Source organism: Streptomyces sp. NPDC090077 (assembly GCF_044747545.1).
In the GTDB taxonomy this organism is placed as follows: Bacteria; Actinomycetota; Actinomycetes; order Streptomycetales; family Streptomycetaceae; genus Streptomyces.
This window is the reverse complement of sequence record NZ_JBIVEG010000013.1, coordinates 95,942-120,643: the sequence shown is the minus strand read 5'-3', so window position 1 is coordinate 120,643 and position 24,702 is coordinate 95,942. Positions and strand designations below refer to the sequence as shown.

19 protein-coding genes are annotated in these 24,702 nt (G+C 75.2%); 7 read left to right on the top strand and 12 right to left on the bottom strand.

Annotated features, from left to right (window positions below):
• The first annotated feature begins 1 nt into the window (after window position 1).
• Entirely contained in the window at window positions 2-3,139 is a 3,138-nt protein-coding gene (locus ACIPW5_RS22305) for an SAV_2336 N-terminal domain-related protein (protein ID WP_401247493.1), read from the top strand.
• Window positions 3,140-3,144: 5 nt separating this feature from the next.
• Here the strand turns inward: ACIPW5_RS22305 and ACIPW5_RS22300 are convergent, their stop codons facing one another.
• The 3 genes from ACIPW5_RS22300 to ACIPW5_RS22290 all read right to left on the bottom strand — a co-directional run bounded on the left by ACIPW5_RS22300 (window position 3,145) and on the right by ACIPW5_RS22290 (window position 6,723).
• Window positions 3,145-4,800, bottom strand: coding sequence for a purine-cytosine permease family protein (locus ACIPW5_RS22300; RefSeq protein ID WP_401247490.1), 1,656 nt, complete (start codon window positions 4,798-4,800; stop codon window positions 3,145-3,147).
• A 257-nt stretch (window positions 4,801-5,057) separates the two neighbouring features.
• Complete coding sequence (locus tag ACIPW5_RS22295) at window positions 5,058-5,756, bottom strand: sigma-70 family RNA polymerase sigma factor (protein ID WP_401247487.1); 699 nt, start codon at window positions 5,754-5,756, stop codon at window positions 5,058-5,060.
• Window positions 5,757-5,901: 145 nt separating this feature from the next.
• The gene (locus ACIPW5_RS22290) at window positions 5,902-6,723 is read right to left on the bottom strand and encodes a hypothetical protein (RefSeq protein ID WP_401247485.1); all 822 of its coding nucleotides are present in this window, start codon (window positions 6,721-6,723) and stop codon (window positions 5,902-5,904) included.
• 206 nt (window positions 6,724-6,929) lie between these two features.
• Between ACIPW5_RS22290 and ACIPW5_RS22285 the strand changes: the two genes are divergently transcribed.
• Together ACIPW5_RS22285 and ACIPW5_RS22280 are read left to right on the top strand one after the other, a co-directional pair.
• Entirely contained in the window at window positions 6,930-8,153 is a 1,224-nt protein-coding gene (locus ACIPW5_RS22285; RefSeq protein ID WP_401247482.1) for an MFS transporter, read from the top strand.
• A complete protein-coding gene (locus tag ACIPW5_RS22280; protein ID WP_401247480.1) occupies window positions 8,150-9,250 on the top strand; it encodes a sugar ABC transporter permease in 1,101 nt (366 codons plus the stop codon). The genes ACIPW5_RS22285 and ACIPW5_RS22280 overlap by 4 nt, the downstream gene beginning before the upstream one ends.
• Here the strand turns inward: ACIPW5_RS22280 and ACIPW5_RS22275 are convergent.
• Complete coding sequence (locus ACIPW5_RS22275) at window positions 9,237-10,442, bottom strand: acyl-CoA dehydrogenase family protein (protein WP_401247477.1); 1,206 nt, start codon at window positions 10,440-10,442, stop codon at window positions 9,237-9,239. The genes ACIPW5_RS22280 and ACIPW5_RS22275 overlap by 14 nt on opposite strands.
• A gap of 143 nt (window positions 10,443-10,585) precedes the next feature.
• Between ACIPW5_RS22275 and ACIPW5_RS22270 the strand changes: the two genes are divergently transcribed.
• Together ACIPW5_RS22270 and ACIPW5_RS22265 are read left to right on the top strand one after the other, a co-directional pair.
• Complete coding sequence (locus ACIPW5_RS22270) at window positions 10,586-12,379, top strand: CoA transferase (RefSeq protein WP_401247474.1); 1,794 nt, start codon at window positions 10,586-10,588, stop codon at window positions 12,377-12,379.
• Window positions 12,376-14,064 (top strand): class I adenylate-forming enzyme family protein, encoded by a 1,689-nt coding sequence (locus ACIPW5_RS22265; protein WP_401247471.1) that lies wholly within the window; start codon window positions 12,376-12,378, stop codon window positions 14,062-14,064. Before ACIPW5_RS22270 ends, ACIPW5_RS22265 begins: the two co-directional genes overlap by 4 nt.
• A 67-nt stretch (window positions 14,065-14,131) precedes the next feature.
• On the opposite strand, the gene ACIPW5_RS22260 is transcribed toward ACIPW5_RS22265, so the two are convergent.
• From ACIPW5_RS22260 to eno, 4 genes are all read right to left on the bottom strand, one after another.
• Window positions 14,132-14,956 carry a metal ABC transporter solute-binding protein, Zn/Mn family gene (locus tag ACIPW5_RS22260; protein ID WP_401247468.1) on the bottom strand — a complete coding sequence of 275 codons (825 nt, stop codon included), beginning with the start codon at window positions 14,954-14,956 and terminating at the stop codon, window positions 14,132-14,134.
• On the bottom strand, window positions 14,914-15,789 hold the full coding sequence (locus tag ACIPW5_RS22255) for a metal ABC transporter permease (RefSeq protein WP_401247465.1): 876 nt from the start codon (window positions 15,787-15,789) through the stop codon (window positions 14,914-14,916). Before ACIPW5_RS22255 ends, ACIPW5_RS22260 begins: the two co-directional genes overlap by 43 nt.
• A complete protein-coding gene (locus ACIPW5_RS22250; protein ID WP_401247769.1) occupies window positions 15,786-16,421 on the bottom strand; it encodes a metal ABC transporter ATP-binding protein in 636 nt (211 codons plus the stop codon). The genes ACIPW5_RS22255 and ACIPW5_RS22250 overlap by 4 nt, the downstream gene beginning before the upstream one ends.
• Window positions 16,422-16,565: 144 nt before the next feature.
• Window positions 16,566-17,843 (bottom strand): phosphopyruvate hydratase, encoded by a 1,278-nt coding sequence (eno, locus tag ACIPW5_RS22245; RefSeq protein WP_401247462.1) that lies wholly within the window; start codon window positions 17,841-17,843, stop codon window positions 16,566-16,568.
• Between the two features lie 182 nt (window positions 17,844-18,025).
• On the opposite strand from eno, the gene ACIPW5_RS22240 reads away from it, so the two are divergent.
• Window positions 18,026-18,448 carry a MarR family winged helix-turn-helix transcriptional regulator gene (locus tag ACIPW5_RS22240; RefSeq protein ID WP_401247460.1) on the top strand — a complete coding sequence of 141 codons (423 nt, stop codon included), beginning with the start codon at window positions 18,026-18,028 and terminating at the stop codon, window positions 18,446-18,448.
• 144 nt (window positions 18,449-18,592) lie between these two features.
• A complete protein-coding gene (locus ACIPW5_RS22235; protein WP_401247457.1) occupies window positions 18,593-20,809 on the top strand; it encodes a sulfatase-like hydrolase/transferase in 2,217 nt (738 codons plus the stop codon).
• Between the two features lie 18 nt (window positions 20,810-20,827).
• Here the strand turns inward: ACIPW5_RS22235 and ACIPW5_RS22230 are convergent, their stop codons facing one another.
• From ACIPW5_RS22230 to ACIPW5_RS22215, 4 genes are all read right to left on the bottom strand, one after another.
• Window positions 20,828-21,727 carry a formylglycine-generating enzyme family protein gene (locus tag ACIPW5_RS22230; RefSeq protein ID WP_401247454.1) on the bottom strand — a complete coding sequence of 300 codons (900 nt, stop codon included), beginning with the start codon at window positions 21,725-21,727 and terminating at the stop codon, window positions 20,828-20,830.
• Between the two features lie 82 nt (window positions 21,728-21,809).
• Window positions 21,810-23,213, bottom strand: coding sequence for a sulfatase (locus ACIPW5_RS22225; RefSeq protein ID WP_401247451.1), 1,404 nt, complete (start codon window positions 23,211-23,213; stop codon window positions 21,810-21,812).
• 337 nt (window positions 23,214-23,550) lie between these two features.
• A complete protein-coding gene (locus tag ACIPW5_RS22220; protein ID WP_401247449.1) occupies window positions 23,551-24,429 on the bottom strand; it encodes a glutathione S-transferase C-terminal domain-containing protein in 879 nt (292 codons plus the stop codon).
• 97 nt (window positions 24,430-24,526) lie between these two features.
• Window positions 24,527-24,676, bottom strand: a complete 150-nt coding sequence (locus ACIPW5_RS22215; protein ID WP_401247446.1) for a hypothetical protein — start codon at window positions 24,674-24,676, stop codon at window positions 24,527-24,529.
• Window positions 24,677-24,702: the final 26 nt, after the last annotated feature.

Here is a 24,702-nt window from a genome sequence, read left to right as displayed (position 1 = left end):
CGTGCTCGAAGCCCTCATCCGCGCACTGCGGCGGGTCGACGCCGACGTCGACCCCGTCGCACTCGCCGACGCCCTCTGGCTGGCCCGTGCCATGGCGGAATCCGACGACGGGACGGTCCCGCCGCCCACCGCGGCCCCGGACCCGGACCCGGACCCCGCCCCGGCACCGGCCGACGGGCCCGCCGCCCCCGGCGAGCCGCCCGGTCCCGGGCCCTACCCGCCGGGGCCCGAACCCGGCACCTACGACACGGGCGGCGGCCCCGACGGCCCCGGCGCCCTCGCCGCCGTCACGGGCCGGATCCGGCGCGGCAGCGCACTCCCCGACGCGCCCGCCCTCGCGCGCGCCCTGCGCCCGCTGCGCCGGCGCCGCCCCGGCGGCCGGGAACGCGGGCTGGACGTGGAGGCGACCGTCGCCCTGTACGCGCGGACCGGCGAGGTGACCCCGGTGTTCGCGCCGCGGCCCGAGCCGTGGTTCGGGCTCGACCTGGTCGTGGACGCCTCGCCCTCCATGCAGGTCTGGCGGGACGTGGCCGACGACCTCCAGGCCCTGCTGCAACGCCTGGGGGCCTTCAGCACCGTCCGCCGCTGGACCCTGCACCCCGGGCCCGGCCGCGCACCCGTCCTCCTCGGCCCGGCCGGCGGGTCCGTGCCGCCCGAGCGGCTCCGGGACGCGCGGGGCCGGGCGCTGCTCCTGGTGCTCTCCGACTGCGTCGCGGACGGCTGGCACGAACCGGACACCTGGCTGATGCTGCGCGACTGGACGCGGTCCACGGCGACGGTCCTGCTCAACCCCCTGCCGCGGACCCTGTGGCCCCACACCGGTCTGGACGGCCCCCTCGTGACCCTCCCGGCCCGCGAGCGCGGCGCCCGCTCCGCCGACCTGGCCCCCGGGGTCCCCGACGGGCTGCGGCGGCTCCTGACGGCCGCCTACCCGGAGGTGACGGGCCCCTGGCTGCCCTGCCCGGTGGCCGGGATCTCGGCCGCGGCGGCGCAGGCCTGGGCCGGGACGCTGATGGCCGTGGGCGACGCGGCCTGCGAGGGCGTCCTGATCCCCCCGGGCGGCCGCCCGCCCGACCAGGAGGACGACGACGACTCGTACCCGTACCCCGACGACCCGTACCCGGTGCCTCCGGCCGAGGAACCGGAGCGCCTGGTGGACGCCTTCCGCCGGGTCTCGTCCCCGCAGGCCCACCGGCTGGCCGTCCTGTGCAGCCCCCAGAGCGAGCTGTCGCTGCCGGTCATGCGGGCCGTGCAGGCGGCGATGGAACCCGGCTCGGGGGTGGACGTCCTCGCCGAACTGGTCGTGAGCGACCTCTTCGAGCACGTCCCCGGTACGGAGTCCGGAGAACTCCGCCTCCGGTTCCGCCCCGGCGTGGCCGCGGAGCTCCGCACCTCCCTGTCGGCGGAGGACGCCTGGCAGGTCCACTTCGCCCTCAACCGCTTCGCCGAGGCGGAGGCCGCCCCGGGCACGGGCCACCCCGTCGCGGTCGCCGCGCCACAGGGCCCGGCCCGCATCCCGGACGGCCTGCGGCCGTTCGCCGCGGCGAGCCGGGCGGTGCTGCGGCTGCTGGGGGCGGAACCGGTCGTTGGCGCGGCGGTCCCGCGGGACGGCCTGCTGCTCAGGATCGGCAGGAGCGGGGCCGGCCCGGACCCCTACACCCTGGAGGCATCGACGCTCGGCGACCGACGGCTGATCGTCGCGTACCACGACCAGGGACTCGACTCGCTCAAGAGGCATGTGGCGGGCGCCATGTACTCCGGCCGGGCGGAGTACATCTCGGGGGCGCCTCCGTACACGATCACGTTCGAGGTGCCCCAGGAACTGCTGGACCTGCACCTTGACACGTGGTCAGACTCCGATGGCGAGCCGTACGCGGTGCTCCACCCCGTGGTGTTCCGATGCCCCCCGCCGGACCCTGACCGATCCGCATGGAGCAGGCGCTGGAACCGCCTGCTCGCGGCCGGTGGACGGGTCGGCCCCTCCGATGTGTTCTGGGGCCTGGGTCGAGGCGTGTCGTCGGCGTTCGAGTCGGATCTACGCAAGGACCATGTCCTCTGCGCCGTGCTCGACGGCCCCCCGACCGGCAGCGGACTCTACGCCACTCACTTCCGGCTCGCCCAGACGGCGGGCGTCCCGGTCGTATTGTGGAACCGCAACGAGGGTGACCCGGCCCGGTTCAGGGAGGAGGTCAGCGTCCTGCTCGGCATGGCCGGTGGTTTGCCCGAGAACCTGCAGGCCCTCCACCGGAGATCCTGGCAGGAGTCGCAGAAACTCGCCTCCGTGGTGCTGGTGTGGAACGACCCCGCGCTGGAGCCGTACACGGCTGCCGCACCGGAGCCGGTGGCGCCGACACCCTCCCGCAGCCGCACGTACGCCGTGGTCGTCGGGGTGGAGACGTATGCCACCGAAAACTCCATCGATCTCGACGGCCCCGCGCACGACGTCCGCCGCATCACCGACTGGCTGCTCGCGCAGGGCGTGCCTCCGGGCAACATCACGGCGCTCGTCTCCCCGGTGGAACACAACCGTGGGGTGGTGGCGGAGACCGGAGTCCCGACGCGCGAAGCCACCACCGCCAATGTGACGACGGCACTGTTCGGGGAGACGGCGGCGCGCTCTGACGCGGACGTCCTCCTCGTCTTCTGGAGCGGGCACGGGTACACGGACGAGCAGGGTTCGTATCTTGGGACCTCCGATGCCCCGGCGTGGGCGGGTGTATCGCTCACGAACCTGCTCCGCCGGTTTCGCTCGCCGGAGGGCTCCACGTGCGACGAGCAGTTCTGGTTCATCGACGCCTGCGCCTCTCCGAGGTCCCCCTTTGCGGAGGACGCGGACACCACCGGGGCAACCGACCCTGCGGGCCCCTACGGACTCCGGCCCGGCCGCCATCAGCACGTCTACATGGCATCCGGGCCGGAGAACGACGCGATCGAAGTGCCGGGGCAGGGCGGCTTGTTCTCCCTCCAGCTGCTGGAGGTGCTCCACGAGGTCTCTCCCTGGGACGAGGACACGCCGTTCACGCTGGCTGCGAAACTGCGCGAGCGCTTCGCGGAACTGCGTAGGCGCGGCCGGACCCGGCAGACCCCGACCTACACCCGCTACGGGGCACCGCGGCCGTCCGGCCCCCGCACCCCGTAACCCCCCTACGCCCCCGCCGGCAGCACGTGTTCCCCCGCCTGGTCCGTGCTCAGGCACAGCGAGCAGACCACCGCGTCGTGGGCGACGCAGGCGGCGAGGTCGGGGCGTTCGTACGGCTGGAGGCAGACGTGGCAGTCGAGGGTGACCCCGCTCGGGTTGCCCTCGGGGTCCAGGAGGGGCTCGGCGATGCCGTCGTCGGTGCGGCGGAGGTAGTAGCGGCCCTTGGTGGCCACGGCCATCAGCGGGGTGACGGCGAAGGCGATGACCGCCGCCGCCACGGGGGAGTAGGGCTGGAGGGCGTCTCCGAGGAGGCCGAAGTACAGGGCGATCGACAGCCCGGAGGCGGTGGTGAAGGCCACGACGCCGACCGGGTTCACCGCGTGGAGCATGCCCCGGCGGAACTCCGGCCGGCGCGGGGACAGGTTCAGCAGGTACTTGTTGACGCCGATGTCGGTGGCCACGGTGACCACCCAGGCGATCGCGCAGTTCGAGTAGAAGCCCAGCACGCCGCCCAGGAAGCTGAACATGTCGGCCTCCATCAGGGCGAGCGCGAAGGCCAGGTTGACCAGTACGAAGACCATGCGGCCGGGGTAGTGCCGGGTGACGCGGGTGAAGGCGTTCGTCCAGGCGAGCGAGCCGGAGTACGCGTTCGTCACGTTGATCTTGATCTGGCTGATGACCACCAGGGCCACGGCCAGCGGCACGACCGTCCAGGAGGGCATCATCTCCTCGAAGGCGCCGCGGAACTGCTGGATGGGCTCGGGCGCGGCGGCCGGTCCGACCTCGGCGATGACGTGGACGGCGAGGAAGACGCCGATGGCCTGCTTGAGCGCCCCGAGCAGCACCCAGCCGGGGCCGGCCATGACCACGGCGGTCCACCAGGCGCGCCGGTTCGCCTCCGTCTTGGGCGGCATGAAGCGCAGGTAATCGATCTGCTCGCCGATCTGCGCGATCAGGGACAGGCAGACACCCGCGCCGAGCATGACGGAGGCCGTGTTGACGGCGCCCTCCCCGTCCGTGCCGGCGTAGGACAGGAAGCGGTCGACGGTGCCGAAATCGTTGGCGATCAGGTAGACCAGCGGACCGACCATGAGCAGCAGCCAGAGCGGGGTGGTCCACACCTGGAGCCTGCTGAGCGCCTTCATGCCGTAGACGACCAGCGGGATCACCATGAGGGTGGAGACGGCGTACCCGAGCCACAGCGGCAGGCCGAGGCCGAGTTCGAGGCCCTGGGCCATGATCGCGCCTTCGAGGGCGAAGAAGATGAAGGTGAAGCTGGCGAAGATGACGCCGGTGAGGACCGAGCCGTAGTAGCCGAAGCCGGCGCCGCGCGTGATGAGGTCGAGGTCGATGTTGTAGCGCGCGCCGTAGTAGGCGAGGGGGAAGCCGGTGACGAAGATGACGACCGCGGCGACGGCGATCGCCACGAGGGCGTTGCCGGTGCCGTGGGCCAGGCCGATGCCGGCGCCGATGGAGAAGTCGGCCATGTAGGCGATGCCGCCCAGGGCCGTGGTGGCCACGACCATGGGGGTCCACCTGCGGTAGCTGCGCGGTGCGAACCGGAGGGTGTAGTCCTCCAGGGTCTCCTTGACGGCCTGGCCCGCGGCCGGGGCGGTGCCCGCCGTGCCCGCGGTGGTCCGTGGTGACTCGGTGGTGCTCATGCGCGCCTCCCGGTGGGGCTGGGTGCAGGATGCGGGTGCTGCGGTGCGGAGCCCCGTGTGGCGCCTTTGCCGGACTGGGGTGACGGATCGTCATGAAGCGCTGCACGCCGCCCTGTTCGTGAGGGTGGTCGGTCGACCGGTCACGCTAGGAAGCGGTTGTTTCCCCAGGTGCGCGCTGTGGTGAACACCATGTTGCCGGACGCCGCGGGGGGAGGGACCGTCCGTCGCCGGTCCCTCCCCCGTACGGCCTACGTGCGTCAGACCGGCGACGGGGCCAGCGCGGCGGACCGCGCCGGCGGGCCGACCCGTCCCGGGTCGTCGGGGGACGGCCGGCCCGTCGCGGCCGCCGCCGGTCCGGTGTCCGTGAGCAGGGCGATCAGCGTGGTGCGGGCGCGGGCCACGCGGGAGCGGACCGTGCCGATCGGGCAGCCGGAGGCGATGGCGGCCTCCGCGTACGGCAGTCCGAGCAGCTGGGTGAGGACGAAGGCCTCGCGCCGCTCGGCCGGGACGGCGGCCAGGAGCTCCGCGAGGGCGATGCCGTCGTCGAAGCCGGGGAGGTCGTGCGGCTGGCTCTGCTCGGCGGCGGTCTGCCAGTCGTGGCGGTCCGACAGCCGCGGCCGGGCGGCCGCGTGGCGCACGCTGTCGACGACGGTGCGCCGGGCGATCGACAGGATCCAGGTACGGGCGGAGGAGCGGCCCTCGAAGCGGGGGAGCGCGGCGAGGGCCCGCAGGAACACGTCCTGGGTGAGGTCGTCGGCCGCCTGCGCGTCCGCGCTGAGGTACGCCACGTACCGCCACACGTCGCGGTGCAGGGCCCGTACGAACCGGTCCGCCTTCGCGGGGTCCCCGTCGCGCGCGGCGAGGGCCAGACGGGTCACCTCCGCGTCGGAGTCCGGGGTGCGTCGGGCCGGCCTTTCGCCGGCGGGACGGTGCTGGGTGGTCAGGGCAGGAGTCATCGCCACAGGTCCTCAGGGTCAAGGTGTCCGGCGCCGCGCGCGGCGGCGCCGGTGAAGGGAGTACGGCCGGCCGGAGGGCACGGCCGATGCCCGAGGGGCGACGGACCGCGGAAGGGTCGTCAGCGCACGCTCGGGGAACCGGCTGTCACAGGACAGCGGTTCCCGTCGGCGGACCCCGTGAGGTGATGGCGTGGACCAGGAACAGCTGTGGGAGCGCGTGGTCGCTCCGCACCCGGCGTACGCGGGCGCGCGGGCGCACGGGAGCCGCGGTGAGGCCGCCGAAGAGCAGCCGCAGTGGAGTCCAGAGCAGGCTCGCGACGGCGAACAGGACGCGGAAGGCGCCCTGTTCGCCGTAGGCCAGCCACAGGCCGCAGAGCAGGGCGGCCAGCAGGTGCGCGGCGAGCATTCCGGCCGGGGACATGCCGGCCATGTCGTGCCCGCCCGCCGGCAGGAGGACGCCGGTGGCGGAGGACGCGGCGTCGGCCATGCCCGGCATGTCGTGCATGCCGTGCATGCCGTGGTGGGCGTGCGCGGCGGTGTCCGCGAGGGCGGTGCCCGGCGGCGGTTCGTACACGAGGGAGCCGAGCCCCGCGTCGTCCACGACCTTGCGGGCCTCCTGGACGGACAGCGCCGACGCGGTGCCCTCCCCGCACATCAGGTACGCGGCCCACTGGCGGGCGAAGGACGTGCCGGACGGCAGGGAGGGGTTCAGGACCGACTGGGCCAGGGAGAAGCCCGAGTGGAGCGCGGCCTGGACGGCGACCGTCGCCGCGATCACGGCGGGCAGACCGCGTTCCCGGCCCGCGAGGCACCAGCCGGTGGCCGCCGTGCCCGCGAACGCGGCGGACATCGCCCACCAGGGCACGCCCATGCCGGACATGAGCACGTGGCCCACGCTCGCGAGCAGGACGCAGACGGCCGCGAACATCGCGGCCCGTCCGGCTCGGAAACAGTGACCTGGCGTCATGGCGGGTTCATCCTCGCACCGGCCTTCCGGGACGCGTAGGGGGGTGCGCACTTCCTGACAAGTTCTCGACCGTGCCTGTGGCGTGCCTTGAAACCGTCCGCCGGTGTGGTGCGGGACACAGGGGGGCGGGGGAACTCCGGCGCCGGTCCGTCCGACTCCTTTCCCGGTCGGTCGTGACGTTCAACATCGGGGGAGTGGGGATTTCCGTGGCGGCAGAGGGAACGGCGGCGGTAGCCGCCGCGGCGGCGGGCCCGGGGAACCGGGCGGTCCGCCGCCTGACCGCACTGCTCACCTGCGCCATGGCGTTCTCGATGCTCCAGCTGTTCCTGCTCGGCGCGCTGGGGCCCCGCCTGGTCGGTGAACTGGGCGTCTCCCCGACGGTGTTGGGGCTGACGACCACGGTCGGGTTCGGGACGGCCGCCGTGCTGTCCCCGTTCGGCGGCCGGCTGGTGGACCGCATCGGGCCGCGCCGCTCCCTGGTGTTCCTGCTCGTCGTCTCGGCCGTCGCGCTCGCCCTGATCGGCGCCGCCCCGGGCGCGGGTCTGCTGCTGGGCGCGGTCGCCCTGGGCGGCGTACCGCAGGCGTTGGCCAACCCCGCCACCAACAAGGCGGTCCTGGCCGTCGTCCCGCCCGCCCGGCGGGGTGCGGTCACCGGTGTCAAGCAGTCCGGTGTGCAGCTGGGGGCGTTCGCCGCGGGACTGCCGCTCGCCGCCCTCGCGGGCGGACTCGGCTGGCGGGGCGCGGTCTGGACGGCCTCCGGGGCGGCCCTCCTCGCCGGGGCGTGGGCCCTGCGGGCGCTGCCCGCCGACCCGCCCGTGCGGCCGGCGCCGCCGGTGGGCGGGTCGTTCGTGCCGAGGGGGACGACGGCCTGGCTGGCGGGGTTCTCGGTGTTCCTGGGAGCCGGGATCGCCTCCGTGAACACCTATCTCGCGCTGTACGGGGTGCGCGGTCTGGGGATGGGCCCCACGACGGCCGGAGCCCTGGTCGCCGTCCTCGGCGTGGCGGGCGTCCTGGGCCGCGTCGGGTGGTCGAGGGCCGCCCGGCCGGGCCGGGCCGAGTGGCTGCCCGGTCTGCTGGCCGGCGGTGCCGTGGGCGCCGCGGCCCTGCTGGCCGGGGGGCTGACGGCGCGTCCGCTGGCGTGGGCCGGCGCCGTCGCGGTCGGGGTGTTCGCCGTGTCCGGCAACGCCGTCTCGATGGTGCTGGTCATGCAGCGCTCCGCAGCGGGCCGGGCCGGGCAGGACTCGGCGCTCGTCGCGGCCGGGTTCTTCACCGGGTTCGCGGTGGGTCCGCCGCTGTTCGGGCTCCTCGCGCAGAGCGGGCGGTACGGGGCCGGCTGGCTGCTGGTCGCGGCCGAGTTCGCGGCGGCGGGGGCGGTCGCGGTCCTGTGGGCCGTACGGGACCGGCGCGCACGGACGGAGAAGGCGGCATGACCTCCGACGACTGGGCGGGCCGGGCCCTGGCGGCCGTCATCGACCGGGTCACGGCGACGGAGGCCGAGGTCGGCGACCGGTTCCCGCTGTACGCCCACCCCGCCGACGGGCGGTGGGAGACGACCGGCCGCGGCTCGTGGACCGGCGGCTTCTGGGCCGGACTGCTGTGGCTGCGGGCCCTGCGTACGGGCAGTGCCGCCGACCGGGCGGCCGCGGAGCGGTGCACCGCCCGGCTCGCCCCGTGGGCCGGGGCCGACACCGCCACCCGGGGACTGATCTTCTGGTACGGGACGGCGCTCGCCCCCGCCGCTTCCGGAGCCGGCCCGGTCCGGGCGGCGGCGGCCCGCTCCTGCCTGGCCGACCACGACCCCGGAGCCGGCGTCGTCCCCTGGGGCTCGGCGCTCGGCGGGCCCCGCCTGCTGGCCCGTGCCGACGCCGTACCGGGGCTGGTGCCCCTGCTGGCGGGAGCGGGGCCCGACGGACCCGGCGCGGCGGCGGCCCACCTGCACCGGCACCTGGACCTCTGCCTCGGCGCGGAGGGGGCGGGGCACCCCGGGCGCCCGCGTCCCGCCTGGCGGTTCGACCCGGCGACCGGGTGGCACCCCTGCGAGGACCCGGCACCGGGCTGGAGCCGCGGGGAGGCCTGGCTGCTGCTGGCCGTGGCCGACGCCCTGCTCCACCCGGAGGTGGCCCGCCACCGGCCGGTGCGGCTCGCCTCCGCGGCCCGGCAACTGCTCTCGCAGCAAGGGGTGCTGACGGGACGGCTCGTCCCGCCCGACCACGCGACGCGGCCGCGGGGCCCCCTGGACACCTCGGCCGCCGCGATCACCGCCGTGGCCCTGCTGAAGCTGTCCCGGACGCGGGTCCCCCGGGCCGGGGCCTGCGCGCCCCGGGCCGCCGCGGTCCTGCGCCGGCTGGCCGGGGCCCACCTCACCGCACCGGAGCCGGACGGTGGCCGTCCGGCCGGCATGCTGCTGGACGGCTGCTACGACGCGGCCAAGGGCCTGGCGGTGCGCCACGAACTGATCTGGGGGGACTTCTTCCTCGCCCTCGGACTGGCCGCGCTCGACGGCCTCGTCGACCTCACCCGCGTGTAGCGGCCCTCCCGTACCCGCGCAGCACCCGGCGGGCCACCGAGGTGATGTGCAGCTCGTCGGGACCGTCGAGGAGCCGGGCCGCCCGCCCGCCCCGGAACAGGGCGGGCAGTGCGGTGTCGGGGCCGAGCCCGGCGGCCCCGTGGACCTGGATGGCGGAGTCCGTGACCTGCTGGAGCATCCGCGCGGCGGCGACCTTCGCCAGACCCACCTCGGTACGGGCGTCCCGTCCGGCCGCGATCAGCGCGACGGCCTCGTGCACCAGGGGGCGGGTGGTGCGCAGCGCGAGCAGCGCGTCGAAGACGTGCTGCTGGACCAGCTGGTGGCCGGCCAGCGGTCCCCGCGATCCGCCGCGCGTGGCGGCGCGTTCGCACATGAGGTCGAAGGCCCGCTGGGCCTGCCCGAGCCAGCGCAGGCAGCGCAGGGTGCGGCCGAGCGCCAGCCGCTCGCCCGCGATGTCCAGGGCGTCGCCGCCCGCCCCGAGGAGGTGGTCGGCGGGTACGGGCACCCGGTCGAGCTCGATCTCGAACTGGCCCGCCGCCCCGAGGACGGGGAGTTCGCGCACGACCCGGAACCCGGGGGAGGCGGTCGGGACCAGCAGGAGGGACAGGCCCTCCCGGTCGCCCGGCGCCCCGCCCGTGCGGGCCAGCACGGTGACGAGATCGGCCCCCGCCGCGCCGGAGGTGAACCACTTGCGCCCGCTGACCCACCAGCCGCCGCCCGGCCGGGCCTCGGCCCGCGTACCGGTGAGGAACGGGTCGGTGCCCGGCACGTCCGGCTCGGTCATCGCGTAACAGGCCCGCAGGTCGCCCGCGACCAACGGCTCCAGGTACTCCGCGCGCACCCGGTCGCCGCCGTGGCGGTCGAGCATGGTGACGTCGAGCAGCGGGGCGGAGCCCAGTGCGGCGGGACCGTGGTCGCTGGCCCCCTCGGCCTCGGCGAGCGCCGCGTACGCGGGGAAGCCCAGCCCGCCGCCGCCCAGCCGTGAGGGCAGCGGCAGCGCCCACAGCCCGGCCGCCCGCGCCTCGGCCCGCAACCCCTTGAGGACGGCCGCGGCAGCCTCCCCGCCCGCGTCCAGCACCGGCTCGGACGGGATCACCCGCGTACGGACGAACCTGCCGACCCGTTCCCTCAACTCGGCGTCACCTACGCCCTGTTGAGCCGAGACCCCGTGCACCGTGGCTGAATCCGTCACCGCGTTCCTCCTCATTCCCGGGAACCCACGGGAACTGCTGTCCGACTCCCTGTCCGAGGAACTGGTCGGGTGCGCACCCCCGCGAGTTCCCGCGTTCCGTTCGACCTGGGCGACGGCCACCGCCGCGCCGGGAGAGGAGAGGCATGGCGTCCCCCGCAACCACGCAGACGGTCCGGCCGCTCGACACGATGGCCTTCACCGCGTCGGGGCCCCCGCAGATCGCCGACCTCGTCACCGAGCACCTGCGGCTGCTCGGAGCGAGCCCGGAGGGCCCGTCCGCCGGCGGCCCGTCCGGCGGCATCACCCTCTCCGGGGGCGGCTTCGGGCCCGCCCGGGCCACCGCCGCCTGGGCGGACCCCGGCAGCGGACTCGTCGACGAGGCGACCGTGCAGGCCGCCACCGGCATGATGGCCGTCCACGGCCGCCGCGACGGCGCCCCGCGCGGCCTGGCCGCCGACTACGCGGCGACGGCCACCGCCGTCCTCACCGTCCAGGGCCTCCTCGCCGGCCTCGTCGGGCAGGCCCGGGGCGCCGAGCCCGCCCACGTCACCACCCGCGCCGACCGGGCCGGGCTGCTCGCCGTGTCCCAGTACCTCGCCGCGGCCGGGGCCGACGAGGGCGAGGCCGCCGAACTCGCCCCGGGCGGACCGCCCTTCACCTCCGCCGAGGGGGTGCTCTTCGAGCTGGAGACCCTCGATCCCGGTGCCTGGGCCGCGTTCTGGCGGGCCCTGGGAGCCCCCGCCGACGCGCTGCGCGCCGGATGGCGGCCCTTCCAGTTCCGCTACGCCACCGCCTGCGCCCCCTTCCCCCAGGCCCTCCACGCCGTGACCCGCTCCCATCCCCTCCCGCGGATCCGGCAGGCCGCGGCGGCCTCCGGCGCGGAGGTGTGCGTCCTGCGCACCCTGGCCGAACGCGCCCTGGAGACCGACGGCGCCGCGCCCTGGTCGCTGCACCCGCTGCACCCGCTGCCCGGCGCCCCCGCCCCCTCGGCCCCGCGCGCCCCGGCCGCCCCCGACGCCCGGCTGCCGCTGGCCGGCCTGACGGTCCTGGAGGCGGGCCGCCGCATCCAGGCTCCGCTCGCGGCGCACCTGCTGGGCCTGCTGGGAGCCGAGGTCGTCAGGATCGAGCCGCCGGGCGGCGACCCGCTGCGCGGCATGCCGCCCGCCTGCTCCGGGATCTCGGCGCGCTGGCTCGCCCTCAACCGGGGCAAGAAGGCGGTCGAGATCGACATCAAGGACGCGGCCGACCGCGGACGGCTCCGGGAGATGGCCGCACAGGCGGACGTCTTCCTGCACAACTGGGCGCCGGGCAAGGCCGCCGAACTCGGCCTGGACGCCGAGGACCTCGCCCGCGTCAACCCCGCCCTCGTCCACGCCTACACCAGCGGCTGGGCCGACCGGCTCCCCGACGCCCCCATGGGAACCGACTTCATGGTGCAGGCCCGCACCGGAGTCGGCGAGGCGGTGCGCCCCCACGGCGAGCCCCCGGCCCCCTCCCTGATGACCCTGCTCGACGTGCTCGGCGGCCTGCACGGCGCCGAGGCCGTGCTCGCGGGACTGCTGCTGCGCGAACGCACCGGCCACGGCGTCCGGGTGGACTCCTCGCTCCTCGGCGCCGCCGACACCCTGACCGGCCCCGCCCTGCGCAGGGCGGCGGCCGGGGAGGACCCCCGCCGGCCCGCCGGCTTCCGGCGGCCGCTGCCGACGGCCGACGGCTGGATCGCCCCCGCCGACGCGAGCGCGGGGGCCGCGGCCGCGCACGACCTGCGCGACCTCTGCACGGCCGACGCCCTGGCCCGGCTGAGCGCCCACGGCCTCACCGCCACCGCCGTCACCACCGACCTCGCCGACCTGCACCACGACGCGCGCTTCACCGGCTCGATCAGCCGTGACGCCCACGGCGCCCCCGCCGTCCCCGAACCCTGGAGCTTCGCATGACCGTCGACCTGCACGACCTGCTGCCCGCCGAACTCCGCCGCTCCTGGGTGGTCGACGGCACCTGTCCCGACCTCGACCTCTACAGCCTCTTCCGGGCCCGCCAGATCGCGAACCTGCACCACACGGCCGTCGTCGACGCCAAGGGCACGCTCTGCTACACCGCACTCGACCGCAAGGTGCGATGTCTGGCCACCGGCCTCAGAAACCTCGGCATACGCGAGGGCGACGTGGTCGGCGTACAGCTCCCCGACACCAGGAACGCCGTCATCGCCGACCTGGCCCTCGCCGCCCTCGGCGCCGTCGCCCTGCCCTTCCCCGTCGGCCGCGGCATCCTGGAGGCGGAGTGCCTGCTGCGCCGGGCCGAAGCCGTCGCCGTCATCGCCGCGACCGAGCACCGGGGCTTCCACCACGCGGCCGACCTGCACGCCCTCTCCCGGGCCCTGCCCGCCCTCCGGCACGTCGTCGCGGTCGGCCCCGGCGGCGCACCCGCGGGGACGACGGCGTGGTCGGACCTGCTGCGCTGCGATCCCGCCGGCTTCGTCCCGGCCCGCCCGGACCCGGACGGCGCCGCCCGGATCCTGGTCTCCTCGGGCTCGGAGGCCGAGCCGAAGATGATCGCCTACTCGCACAACGCGCTGGCCGGGGGACGGGGGAACTTCCTCGCCTCCCTGATCCCCGACGCGACCCCGCCGCGCTGCCTGTTCCTCGTGCCGCTGGCCTCGGCCTTCGGCTCCAACGGGACCGCCGTCACCCTCGCCCGGCACGGCGGGACGCTGGTCCTCCTCGACCACTTCTCGCCGGACGCCGCCCTCGCGGCGGTCCGCGAGCACCGGCCGACCCACGTCCTCGGCGTGCCCACCATGGTCCGCATGATGATCGAGCGCCTCGACGCCACGGGCGAGCGGCTGCCCGCCCCCACCGCGCTGGTCCTCGGGGGCGCTCCCCTCGACGAGACCACCGCCGCCGCGGCGGCGGAGGCGTTCGGCTGCCCGGTGGTCAACCTCTACGGCTCCGCCGACGGGGTCAACTGCCACACGGGACTGGCCCACACAGTCCCCCCGACCGACGCGGCGGGCGTCGTGGCGGGCCACCCCGACCCCCGGGTCGCCGAGATCCGCATCGCCGACCCCGAGACCCACGCCCCGCTCCCCGACGGCGAGATCGGGGAGATCATCTCCCGGGGCCCGATGACGCCGCTGTGCTACGTCGGAGCCCCAGACCTGGACGCCCGCTACCGCACCCCCGACGGCTGGGTGCGCACCGGCGACCTCGGCTACCTCGACACCGAACGCGTCCTGCACGTGGTGGGCCGGCTGAAGGACATCGTGATCCGCGGCGGCGCCAACATCAGCCCGGCCGAGGTGGAACGTGAACTCAGCTCGCACCCGCAGGTCCGCGACGTGGTGTGCGTGGGCGTCCCCGATCCGCTGATGGGGGAGCGCCTGGCGGCCTGTGTGGTGCCGAGGGGTCCCCAGGCCCCGGGCCTCGACTCGCTCGGAGCCCACCTCTCCGAGCGGGGCCTGGAGCGGCGCAAGCACCCCGAGCGGCTCCTGCTGCTGGAGGCGGTGCCCCTGACGGCCGCGGGCAAGCCGGACCGGGCCGCCCTGCGGGAGCGCGCGGCGCAGGTGCTGCCGGCGGCCCGGTACGAGCTGCCCCGGACGGAGTCCCTCGCCCAGGCGGGATGACCGCGACCGGACGGCCGAAAGGGCCCGGCAGCGCGAGGCTGCCGGGCCCTTTCGGCGGGCGTCCGGATCAGGAGGCGCCCATGGCCTTCTTCAGCTCCGCCGCCGCGTTGCGGTAGACGGGCAGCAGGTCGAGGTCCTCGCCCGGATAGTTGACGATCTTGATCTGCCGGGCGCCCGAGTCGGGCAGCACCGTCCCGGTCGACATGTGGGCGTTGTCCAGCACGAGGGCCGGCTTCTTCGCGGACAGTTCGGCCAGCTGCGCGGGCGTGACGGCCTCGGGCCCGTAGCTGCCGACCGTGGTGGTGCCCGCGAGCTTCCCGGCCCAGGCGGTGAACACCTGGGTGACGGCGGAGGGGCTCTTGCCGCCCGGCCAGGCGGCCTGGACCTCCTTGTTCAGCTTCGCGTACTCGGTGTCGAAGCCGCTCTTCCACTGTGCGGCCGCGTCCTTCGTGCCGAACAGGGCGCCCAGCTTCTCCACCTCGGCCCTGACCTTGTCGGGGTCGTTGTCGAGGTTCACCTCGACCAGCTTCGCCTTGGAACCGGCGGCCTCCTTGATCTTCGCGGCGTACGGCTCGAAGGGCGCGTACAGCACGAAGTCGGCCTTGGCGACGGCGGCGAGGTCGGAGGGCTTGGGATCGTAGTCCGGGGCGTGGTGGACGGACTGCGGGACGATCACCTTGACGTCCTCGGCCCCGGCGGCCTTCGCGAACGCGCCCTCCCAGGTGGTGGTCACGACCACGACGGGCCTGCCCTTCGCGGCGGCCGGGGAGCCGGCCCGGGCGGGGGCGGCGTCGGCGGGCTCGGGGTCGGTGCTGTTTCCGCAGCCGGCGACGAGGGCGAGTGCCGCGCTCAGTGCGACGAGGGAAGCGGTGCGGACGCGGGTGCGCGCCATGAGCTGATTCTCCGTTCGGGGATGAAGTGCACCACGAGGACGAGCGCCCCCGCGGTCAGGACGAGTACGGGGCCGGGGGGCCAGTCCAGCCAGAGGGCCAGCAGGAACCCGGTCGCGTTGACGGTGATGCCGATGCCGACCGCCCAGAGGGTGATGGACCTCAGCGAGCTGCCGAGGCGCCGCGCGGCGAGTGCGGGCAGCAGGGTCAGGGCGTCGACGAGCAGGGCGCCGGTGAGCTTGATGGCCCCGGCGACGGCGATCGCGACGAGCACCAGGAGGGCGGCGGTCAGGGCCCGTACCGGGACACCGGAGCACTGGGCGAGCTCGCGGTCGTGCAGGAGCAGCCCGACGTCGCGCCGCCGCCACCAGAACAGGCCCGGCACGACGGCGGCCAGCGCCCCGAGCACGAGCAGGTCGGGCGTGCCGACGGAGAGGATGGACCCCCACAGCAGGGCGAAGGCGCCCGACGCGTTCACCCCCGACACGGCGAGCAGCAGCAGCGCGGCGGCGATGGCGAGGCTCATCAGCAGGCCCATGGCCCCGGACAGCCCGTCCGGGGTGCGGGCGAGCGGGGCGACCCCCGCTCCGGCCAGCGCGCAGGCGACGAGCGCGCACAGCATCGGGTCCAGTCCGGTCAGCAGCCCGAAGGCGATGCCGAGGAGGGCCACGTGCATCATCGCGAACCGGACGGGCATGATGTCGAGCCCGACGATGACCACCCCGATGACGGGCAGCCCGACCGCCGCCAGGAGCAGGGCGAGCCCCGCCCGCTGGACGGACGCCAGCTGGAGCAGGGCGCCGAGGTCGGCGGTGGCGAGGGTCGCGGAGGTCACCGGACCTCCCGCAGCCGGCCCGCGGCCATCTCCAGGACGCGGTCGCAGCGGTCGGCCAGCGCCCGGTCGTGGGTGACCACGACCAGGGTGACGGGAAGGGAGGTCAGCACGTCCGCCGCCTCCGCCTGACCGTCGAAGTCGAGGGCGGCGGTGGGCTCGTCCGCCAGCAGCACCTGGGCGCCCGCGGCGACGCAGCCGATGGCGCGGGCCAGGTACATCCGCTGCAACTGGCCGCCGGACAGGGTGTGCAGGGGCCGCTCGACCACGGCCCCGACACCCAGCCGGCCGGCGGCCTCGTGCGCCGGCCCCGGCGCCGTACTGCTGGCGAGGAGCTCGCGCCCGAGCAGGGGGAAGCGGCCGGCGGCCGGCTTCTGGGGGATCCAGGCGCAGGCGCGGCGCCGCCAGGCCCACTCGGCGGCGGACCCGGTCTCCCGCCCGCCGACCGAGATGGAGCCGGTGGTCTGGCGGTGCAGCCCGAGCACGGCGCGCAGCAGGGTGGTCTTGCCCGAGCCGTTGGTTCCGGTCAGTGCCACGCGCTCACCGGCGGCGATCTCCAGGTCCACCTCCGAGACCGCCTCCACCCGGCCGTGCCGGCAGGCCACCGCCCTCATGCGCACGTCCAGCCCGCCCATCCGCGCCCTCCCGTCGTTCCGCGCCGCGTGGAACGACGGGTCCTCGCCGCCCACGTACCGGTAGTCGGGCGGCCGGGCGCGGGAGTTCCCGCGAACCGGAGGTCTTTCGGGGCGGGCCGCCGGGGCCCGTACCGGGGACGGTGCCTATCGGCGCAGGGCCGCCGCCCCCGCGTACAGGGCGCTGTCGCCCAGCTGCTCCTCGATGCGGATGAGCTGGTTGTACTTGGCGGTGCGGTCGGAGCGGGACAGGGATCCGGTCTTGATCTGCCCGCAGCCCGTGGCCACCGCCAGGTCGGCGATCGTGGTGTCCTCCGTCTCCCCGGAGCGGTGCGACATGACCACGGTGTAGCCCGCCCGGTGGGCGGTGGCGACGGTGGCCAGGGCCTCCGTCAGGGTGCCGATCTGGTTGACCTTCACCAGGACCGAGTTGGCGACCCCGGACCCGATGCCCTCGCGCAGGATGGCCTCGTTCGTGCAGAACACGTCGTCGCCGGTGAGCTGGCAGCGCGCACCGACCCGTGCGGTCAGGTCCCGCCACCCCTCCAGGTCGTCCTCGGCCATGGGGTCCTCGATCGACACGACGGGGTAGGAGTCGATCAGCTTGACCAGGTGGTCGGCGTGTTCGGCGGGGGTGCGGCGCACTCCCTCCCCGGCGTAGTCGTAGACGCCGTCGCGGAAGAACTCGGACGACGCCGGGTCCATGACCAGGCCGATGTCGGTGCCCGGCCGGTAGCCGGTGCGTTCGACGGCGGCCACCACGAAGTCGAGGGCCTCCTCGGCGGTGCGCAGGGAGGGCGCGAAGCCGCCCTCGTCGCCCACGCCCGTGGAGTGCCCGGCGGCGAGGAGGTCGCGGCGCAGGGTGTGGAAGACCTCCGAACCCATCCGCACGGCCTCGGCGAAGGACTCCGCGCCGATCGGGGCGATCATGAACTCCTGGAAGTCCAGGGGATTGTCGGCGTGCGCGCCCCCGTTGACGATGTTCATCATCGGCACGGGCAGCAGCCGCGCGCCGGAGCCGCCGAGGTAGCGGTAGAGCGGCAGGCGGTGGGCGGCGGCCGCGGCCTTGGCGGCGGCCAGGGAGACGCCGAGGATCGCGTTGGCACCGAGCCGGGACTTGGCGGGGGTGCCGTCCGTGGCGATGAGGGCCGCGTCGAGGCCGGCCTGGTCCTCGGCCTCGCGGCCGGTGACGGCGGCGGCCAGTTCGGTGTTGACGTGGCCGACCGCCCGGTCGACGCCCTTGCCGTGCCAGCGGGCCGGGTCGCCGTCGCGGAGTTCGACGGCCTCGCGGGTGCCGGTCGAGGCGCCGGAGGGGACCGCGGCCCGGCCGACGGATCCGTCGGAGAGCTCCACGTCCACCTCCACGGTGGGGTTGCCCCGGCTGTCGAGGATGCGGCGGCCGGTGACGGCGGTGATGGCGGTCATGGAAGTCCTTCCCGTTGCGCGTGCGTGCCGGGTTCTGGCTCGGGCTGCGGCGACGGTGGCGCTGGCGGCCGACCCGGCAGGACAAGACTCTACAGCAATGCTGTGCAGTTCTGCTGTTCAGTTGTGCTGCGCAGTCATGCTGTACAGTCGTGCTGCGCAGTTCTGCTGCGTTAAGGTTCGGTATGCCCATTCCGGAATCCGCCGCGGTCGCGGCCGAACTGCGCACCGCGATGGGGAAGCTCACGCGGCGCGTGAAGCTCGAGGACCAGATGCCGCTCGGCCAGGCCTCCGTGCTCGGCGCGCTGGACCGCAGCGGCGCGATGACGACCAGCGAACTGGCGGCCGACCAGCGCGTGCGCCCGCAGTCCATGGCCCGGGCCGTCGGACTCCTCATGGAACAGGGCCTGCTCACCCGCCGGGCCCACCCGACCGACGGCCGCAAGAGCCTGGTCGAACTCTCCTCCGCGGGCCACGCCCTGCTGGAGGAGGAGCGCGGTCGCCGGGCCGACTGGCTCGCGCGAGCGATCGAAGCGGAACTGACGGGGGAGGAGCGGGAACTGCTGGCCCGCGGCATCGGCCTGGTGGAGCGGCTCGCGGCGCACTAGGGCCGAACGGGGGAACCCGGGCTGGCTGATCCCGGGACGGGGGCCGTCACAAGGTCTTCATGTCCCGTGCATGGTTCCGGCGGACCCGGGCCGCTCATGATCGGCGGACACGCACGGTCCCCCGTACACGAGGAGCACCCCGCCATGCCCAGCCGCCGTACGTTCCTGGCCGGTTCGACCGCCGCCCTCGGGCTCGCCGCCGCCGTACCCGTGGCCCGGGCCGCTCCCGCCGTGACCGCGGCCGGCTCCGGCAGCCGGCCGCCGAACCTCGTCGTCGTCCTCGCCGACGACCTCGGCTACGGCGAGCTCGGCGCGTACGGGCAGAAGCTGATCGCCACGCCCCGCCTGGACCGGCTCGCGGCCGAGGGGCTCCGGTTCACCGACGCCTATTCCACCGCCGCCGTCTGCGCGCCCTCGCGCGCCTCCTTCCTCACCGGGCTGCACACCGGCCACGCCACTGTCCGGGCCAACCCCTCCTCCGGCGGACAGGGCTCCCTCACCGCCGCCGACACCACCTTCGCCCAGGTGCTCAGGGCCCGCGGCTACCGGACCGCCGTGATCGGCAAATGGGGCTTCGGGCCGGAGGCCGCCGGACAGGAAAGCCACCCGGCCGCCCGCGGCTTCGAGGAGTTCCGCGGGTACATCGACCACGGCCACGCCCACCAGTACTACCCCGAATACCTCTGGCACAACGACGCCAAGGAGCCCGTCCCCGCCAACGCCGGCGGTGCGAAGGCGGTGTACGCCCCGGACCTGCTGGAGCGGAGCGCGCTGGAGTTCATCACGGACAACGCCGGGCAGCCCTTCCTGCTCCTGCTCACCCCGAACGTCCCGCACGCCCCCAGCGACGTCCCCGACACCAGCGCCTACGCCGACCGCCCCTGGACCGCCGCCAACAAGGGGCACGCCGCCCAGGTGAGCCGGTTCGACGCCCTGGTCGGCAAGGTCGTCGACCGGCTGCGCGCCCTCGGCCTGGAGCAGGACACCGTCCTCCTCGTCACCAGCGACAACGGCCCCCACGAGGAGGGCGGGGTCAACCCCGACCTGTTCGACGCCAACGGGCCGCTGCGCGGCTACAAGCGCAACCTCTACGAGGGCGGCGTACGCGTCCCCCTCATCGCCTGGGGCCCCGGCCGGGTCCGGCAGGGCACCAGCGACCGCCCCACCCCCCTGACCGACGTCCTGCCCACCCTCGCCGAGCTCGGCGGCGCCCCCGCCCCCGCCGACGTGGACGGGCTGTCCGCCGCGCCCCTCCTCGCCGGCAGCCCCGACGCGGCCCGCCACGGCCACCTGTACTGGTTCCGCGACGAACTGGGCGTCACCAGCCGGGCCAACGCCCAGGACGCCAAGCGCGCCACCTGGCTCGCCGAGGCGCTCCGCCGCGACCACTGGAAGGCCGTGCGCTTCGCACCCGAACGCGACCGCAACCTCCCGGACACGAGGTGGCAGGTGGAGCTGTACGACCTGGCCGCCGACCCCGGCGAGACCCGCGACCTCGCCGCCGCGCACCCGGCCCGTGCCGCGGAGCTGGTGGCGCTGATGCGCGCCTCCTGGAAGGACACGTACCCGCGCACCCCGTTCGGCACCCGCCTGACCCTGCCCGCCCTGGCCGTCCCGGGCGAGGCGTTCACCGTGACCGCCACCCTCGACAACGGCTCCGCGCGGCCCTGGACCGCCGCCGCGCTCACCCTGCGCGCGCCCGCCGGATGGACGGTGGCGCCCGCGTCCCCCACCGGCGCCGAGCAGCTCGCCGCGGGCGGCCGGCTCGCCACGTCCTGGCGGGTCACCGCGCCGGCGACCGCCGCCCCCCGGGCCGCCTGGACGCTCACCGCGGAGGGCAGCGCCGTCGCCCCGGGCGGCCCGGTCCGGTACGAGGCGACGGGCAGCACGGCGACCCCGCCGCCGGCCCCGACGGCCGACTCCTACCTCTCCGACCTCACCTGGATCAGCGCCGCGAACGGCTGGGGACCGGTGGAACGCGACGCCTCGAACGGCAAGAACGCCGCCGGCGACGGCCCCCCGATCTCCTTCGGCGGCACCGCGTACCCCAAGGGCCTCGGGGTCCACGCGCCCAGCGACATCGCCTACCACCTCGGCGGGGCCGCCGTACGGTTCACCTCGCTCGTCGGCATCGACGACTTCTCCGCGAAGCAGAGCACGGCCGGCGCCACCCGGGCCAAGGTCTACGGCGACGGCCGCCTGCTGCTGACCACCCCGGTCCTCACGGCGGCGGGCGGTCCCGCCGCGGTCGACCTCGACGTGCGCGGCGTACGGGTCCTGCGGCTGGTGGTCGAGGACGCCAACGACCGGACCTCCTTCGACCACACCTCCTGGGCGCTGGCCCGCGTCACCGTCTCCTGAACCGGCGTTCCGGGTGGCCTACGCGGGACCGGCGGCCACCCGGAACCCGATGTTCCCGGTCGAGCTGTCCGGCGTGTTCGAGCTGCGGGCGGCCACCCGGTAGCGGTTGCAGTAGGAGTCGTGGCAGAGGTACGAGCCCCCGCGCATCGCCCGCGCGCCCTCCTCGCCCGGGGTGAACCGGTCGGCGCACCACTCCCAGACGTTGCCGACCGCGTTGTAGAGGCCGAAGCCGTTGGGCCGGAAGGACTTCGCGGGAGCGGTGGACACGTGGCCGTCGGCGCCGGTGTTGAGCACCGGGAACTCGCCCTGCCAGATGTTGCACATGTGCCGGCCGCCGGGCGTCAGCTCGTCCCCCCACGGGTAGCGCCGCTGCTCCAGCCCGCCGCGCGCGGCGTACTCCCATTCGGCCTCGGTGGGCAGGCGGGTGCCGGACCAGGCACAGTAGGCCTGCGCGTCGTTCCAGGAGACGTGGACGACGGGGTGGTTCTGCCGGTCGGTCACGTGGGAGCCGGGCCCTTCGGGACTGCGCCAGGACGCCCCCTCCACGGCCCGCCACCACGGAACGCCCGGCACCGGGCGGGAAGCGGCGGCGACCTCGCCGGTGAGGAAGGCGCCGAACGTGAAGGAGAACCCGAAGCGCTCGGCCTCGGTGACGTGCCCGGTGGCCTTGACGAAGGTGGCGAACCCGGCGTTGGTCACCGTCGTGGCGGCGATCCGGAACGGCTCCACGGCCACCTCCCGGACCGGGCCCTCCGCGTCGGCGGGGAAGCCGTCGGGGTCCTCGGTGCCCATGAGGAACCGCCCGCCGGGCAGGGCGAGCAGCTGCCGGGCCACCCGGGACGGCGGGGCCGCGGGGGGCGGTGGCGCGAGGGTGAGCACCGGGGCGTGGTCGTGGCCGGGGGTGCAGCAGGCGGGCATGTCGGCTCCGTGGGGACGATGGGCGGCCGGGCACCCCTGGTGGCGGGGTGCCCGGCCGGCGGTGCGGGGCGGGCTGTCCGGATCAGGAGGTGCGGTCGGCGTGGAGCTGCGCGGCCAGCGCGGGGATGCCGAGGGCCTGCTCCTGGGCCGGGGTGGCCTGGTACAGCTTGTTGACCAGCTGGTGCGGGTCGCCTGCCAGGTCGTAGTACTCGCGGAACGTGACCTGGCCGGTGCCCGACACCGTGCCGTTCGCGTCGGTCGTCAGGTCGTAGTACTCCGTGTACTGCTTGTCCTTGGCCACGTACGAGGACCAGGTCGGGACCCCTCCCGCGCCGTTGCCCTGCTTCCACCACTCGACGAGCAGGTGGTCGCGGCTGTGGGAGGAGAGCAGGGAGCGTCCGTCCTGGGGCGCGGCCGGGGTGATGCCCGCCGCGTCGAGGAGGGTCGGGGCGATGTCGATGTTGGCGACGATCCGGTCGTCCTGGGTCCCCGCCCCCAGGCCCCCGGCCGGCCAGGAGAGGTAGAAGGGCACCTCGTGCGCCGGGCGGTAGGGCACCGACTTGGCGGTCCAGCCGTGGTCGCCCCAGCTGAACCCGTTGTCGCCGATGTAGACGACGAGCGTGTTGTCGAGCTGGCCGAGCGCCTGGAGCTTGTCCTTGAAGGCCTGCACCGCGTCGTCGACGGAGAGCAGGGTGCGCAGCTGCTCGGCGCGGATGGCCCGGCCGTCGGCGAGGGTGCCCGTGGCGTTCTTGACGTACGCCGGCTTGTCGCTGCGGTCCGCCTCGGGGACCGAGGGGCGGCCGTTCCAGGCGGGGACGGCGGTGCCCGCGTACTTCGCCTCGGGGGTGCGCGGGCCGTGGGAGGCGTACGGGGTGACGTAGGCGAACCAGGGCCGGGTGTCGGTGGCGGCCTTGTCGAGGAAGGCCAGGGTGCGGTTCTTGATGACGGTGGTGGTGTAGCCGTTGATGGCCTGGACGGTTCCGTTGACGTTCCACTGCGCGTCCACGTACCCGGGCTGGAGGAGGGCGAACTCCTCGAAGTGCGGCGGACTGTCCGCCAGCGCCCAGGAGTTGAGGTACTTGCCGAACAGGCCGGTGCGGTAGCCCGCCTGCTTGAGGTACTTCTGCACGGTCGTGCCCTGGTCGAGCGCGTGCGAGGCCTTGTTGTTGCGCACGCCGTGGTGGTGGGCGTGCCGGCCGGAGAAGACGCTGGAGCGTGAAGGGGCGCACAGCGGGGTGGTGACGTGTCCGTTGGTGAACTTCACGCCCTGGCCGGCGAGCCAGGCCACCGTCTTGGGGAGGGCCCACTCGGTGTGCTTGGGCTGGTCGTCGGTGACGATCAGCAGGATGTTCGGACGGCCTGCGGCGGCGGCCGGGCCGGCCGCGGCGACCTGCGCGGCGACGGGCAGGGCCGTGGTGGCCGCCACGGCGGCGGCACCGCCGAGGAAGCCCCGGCGGCTCACCGGGTGTCGTCTGTTCTCGCTCATGGTGTCTGTTCCTCCTGGGTGCTTCGGCGCATGGGCGCACGGCGGCGGGGCCGCGGTGCGCGAGGGGGAGGGACGGGAGCCGGGCGGGGGCGCCGGGTGGGGATCCCGTGAGGGCGAGGGGGCGCGCTCAGCGCGCCGACGCGGCCGGACACAGGGAGCTGGACACGAGCCCCTGGTCCACGTGGCGGCGCGAGGTGAGGATTCCTGCTGCCATGGCCACGACAGTAGGGGCAGCGGAACGCCGGTTCCATGTACGGCGGATGAAATGGCGGACGGCCCCGGCGCCTCGGGGGGCGCGCGGGGCCGTCCGGCGGCGGTCGGTGCCGGTCGGTGCCGGTCAGTGCCCGGACAGGCGGACCACTCCGGTTCCGCTGTCCGGTACGTGGCCCGCCCAGTCCACGATGCGTACGGCCGCACCGGCGGCCTCGGTGCCCCGGCACTGGGCGTGGTGGCGCAGGGCGATGCCGTCCAGGTCGAGGTGGGCCGCGAAGGCGGGACGGGCCGCCAGGCGCCGCGCGTACGACCACAGGTGCGGGTGGCCGGTCAGGCGGTACACCGCGGCCGCGTCCAGGTGCCAGCGGTGCACCGTGTCCAGCTGCACCAGCGTGGTCCACAACTGCACGTCGGCGGCGGTCAGTTCGCCGCCCAGCAGGTACTCGGAGACGGTGAGCCGCCGCTCCAGCGCGCCCAGCGCGCGCAGCAGGGTGGTGAGTGCCCTCGCGCGCAGCTCCGGGTCGGTGCCGGACTGGCCGGCGCGCTGCGCCGCCGCGTTGATGCCCTGTTCGCAGAGCCGGCCGACGGCCTCGATCCGCTCGTCGGCGCCCGCCGGGTACAGCCGGGGGCCGTCGGCGTCGAACCGCCTGCCCATGTCCTGGAGGATGTCCGGGGCGTGGGTGCTGACGATCCGTCCGGTCCAGCGGTCGCTGAGCACCGGCGCCACGGCCGGTCCGGGGTACCGGTGCGCGCTGGCCTGGTACAGGGGGCGCAGGGCCAGGTGCCCGCCGTCGGGTGCGTCGGGCACCGCGGGCAGCAGGGTCATCGGGAGGGCGTCCTCCAGGCCGAGCAGACCGTGCGTGACCGCGATCCGCAGACAGGACGGGCCGGACGGCGAGAGGTGGAGCCGGTAGCGGTGGGGGACGGCGGGGTAGCCGCTGTGCGCGTCACGGCCGATCCTGCTGCGGAAGGACGGGGCGGCTGTCGGGCGGGTGGTGGCCATGCTTCTCCCTGGGAGTGCTCGGGCACGGGGCATGCGACGACGGCGGCCGGCGTGGGAAATCGGCGCGGCCGGGACCCGGAGGGCGAGTGCGCGCAGGTCAGCGGCGGGCGCGCGAGGGGCCGCCGCGGTGCGGGGTACTGGCCGCACTGCACACGCGCAGGAGGTCGATGTGGCGGCGGGAGGTCAGCAGCGGCAGGACGGCGTCGCGGACGCCGTCGGTACCGCGGTCCAGCGCAGAACAACCCATGATTCCCTACCGGTTCACCAGGATTC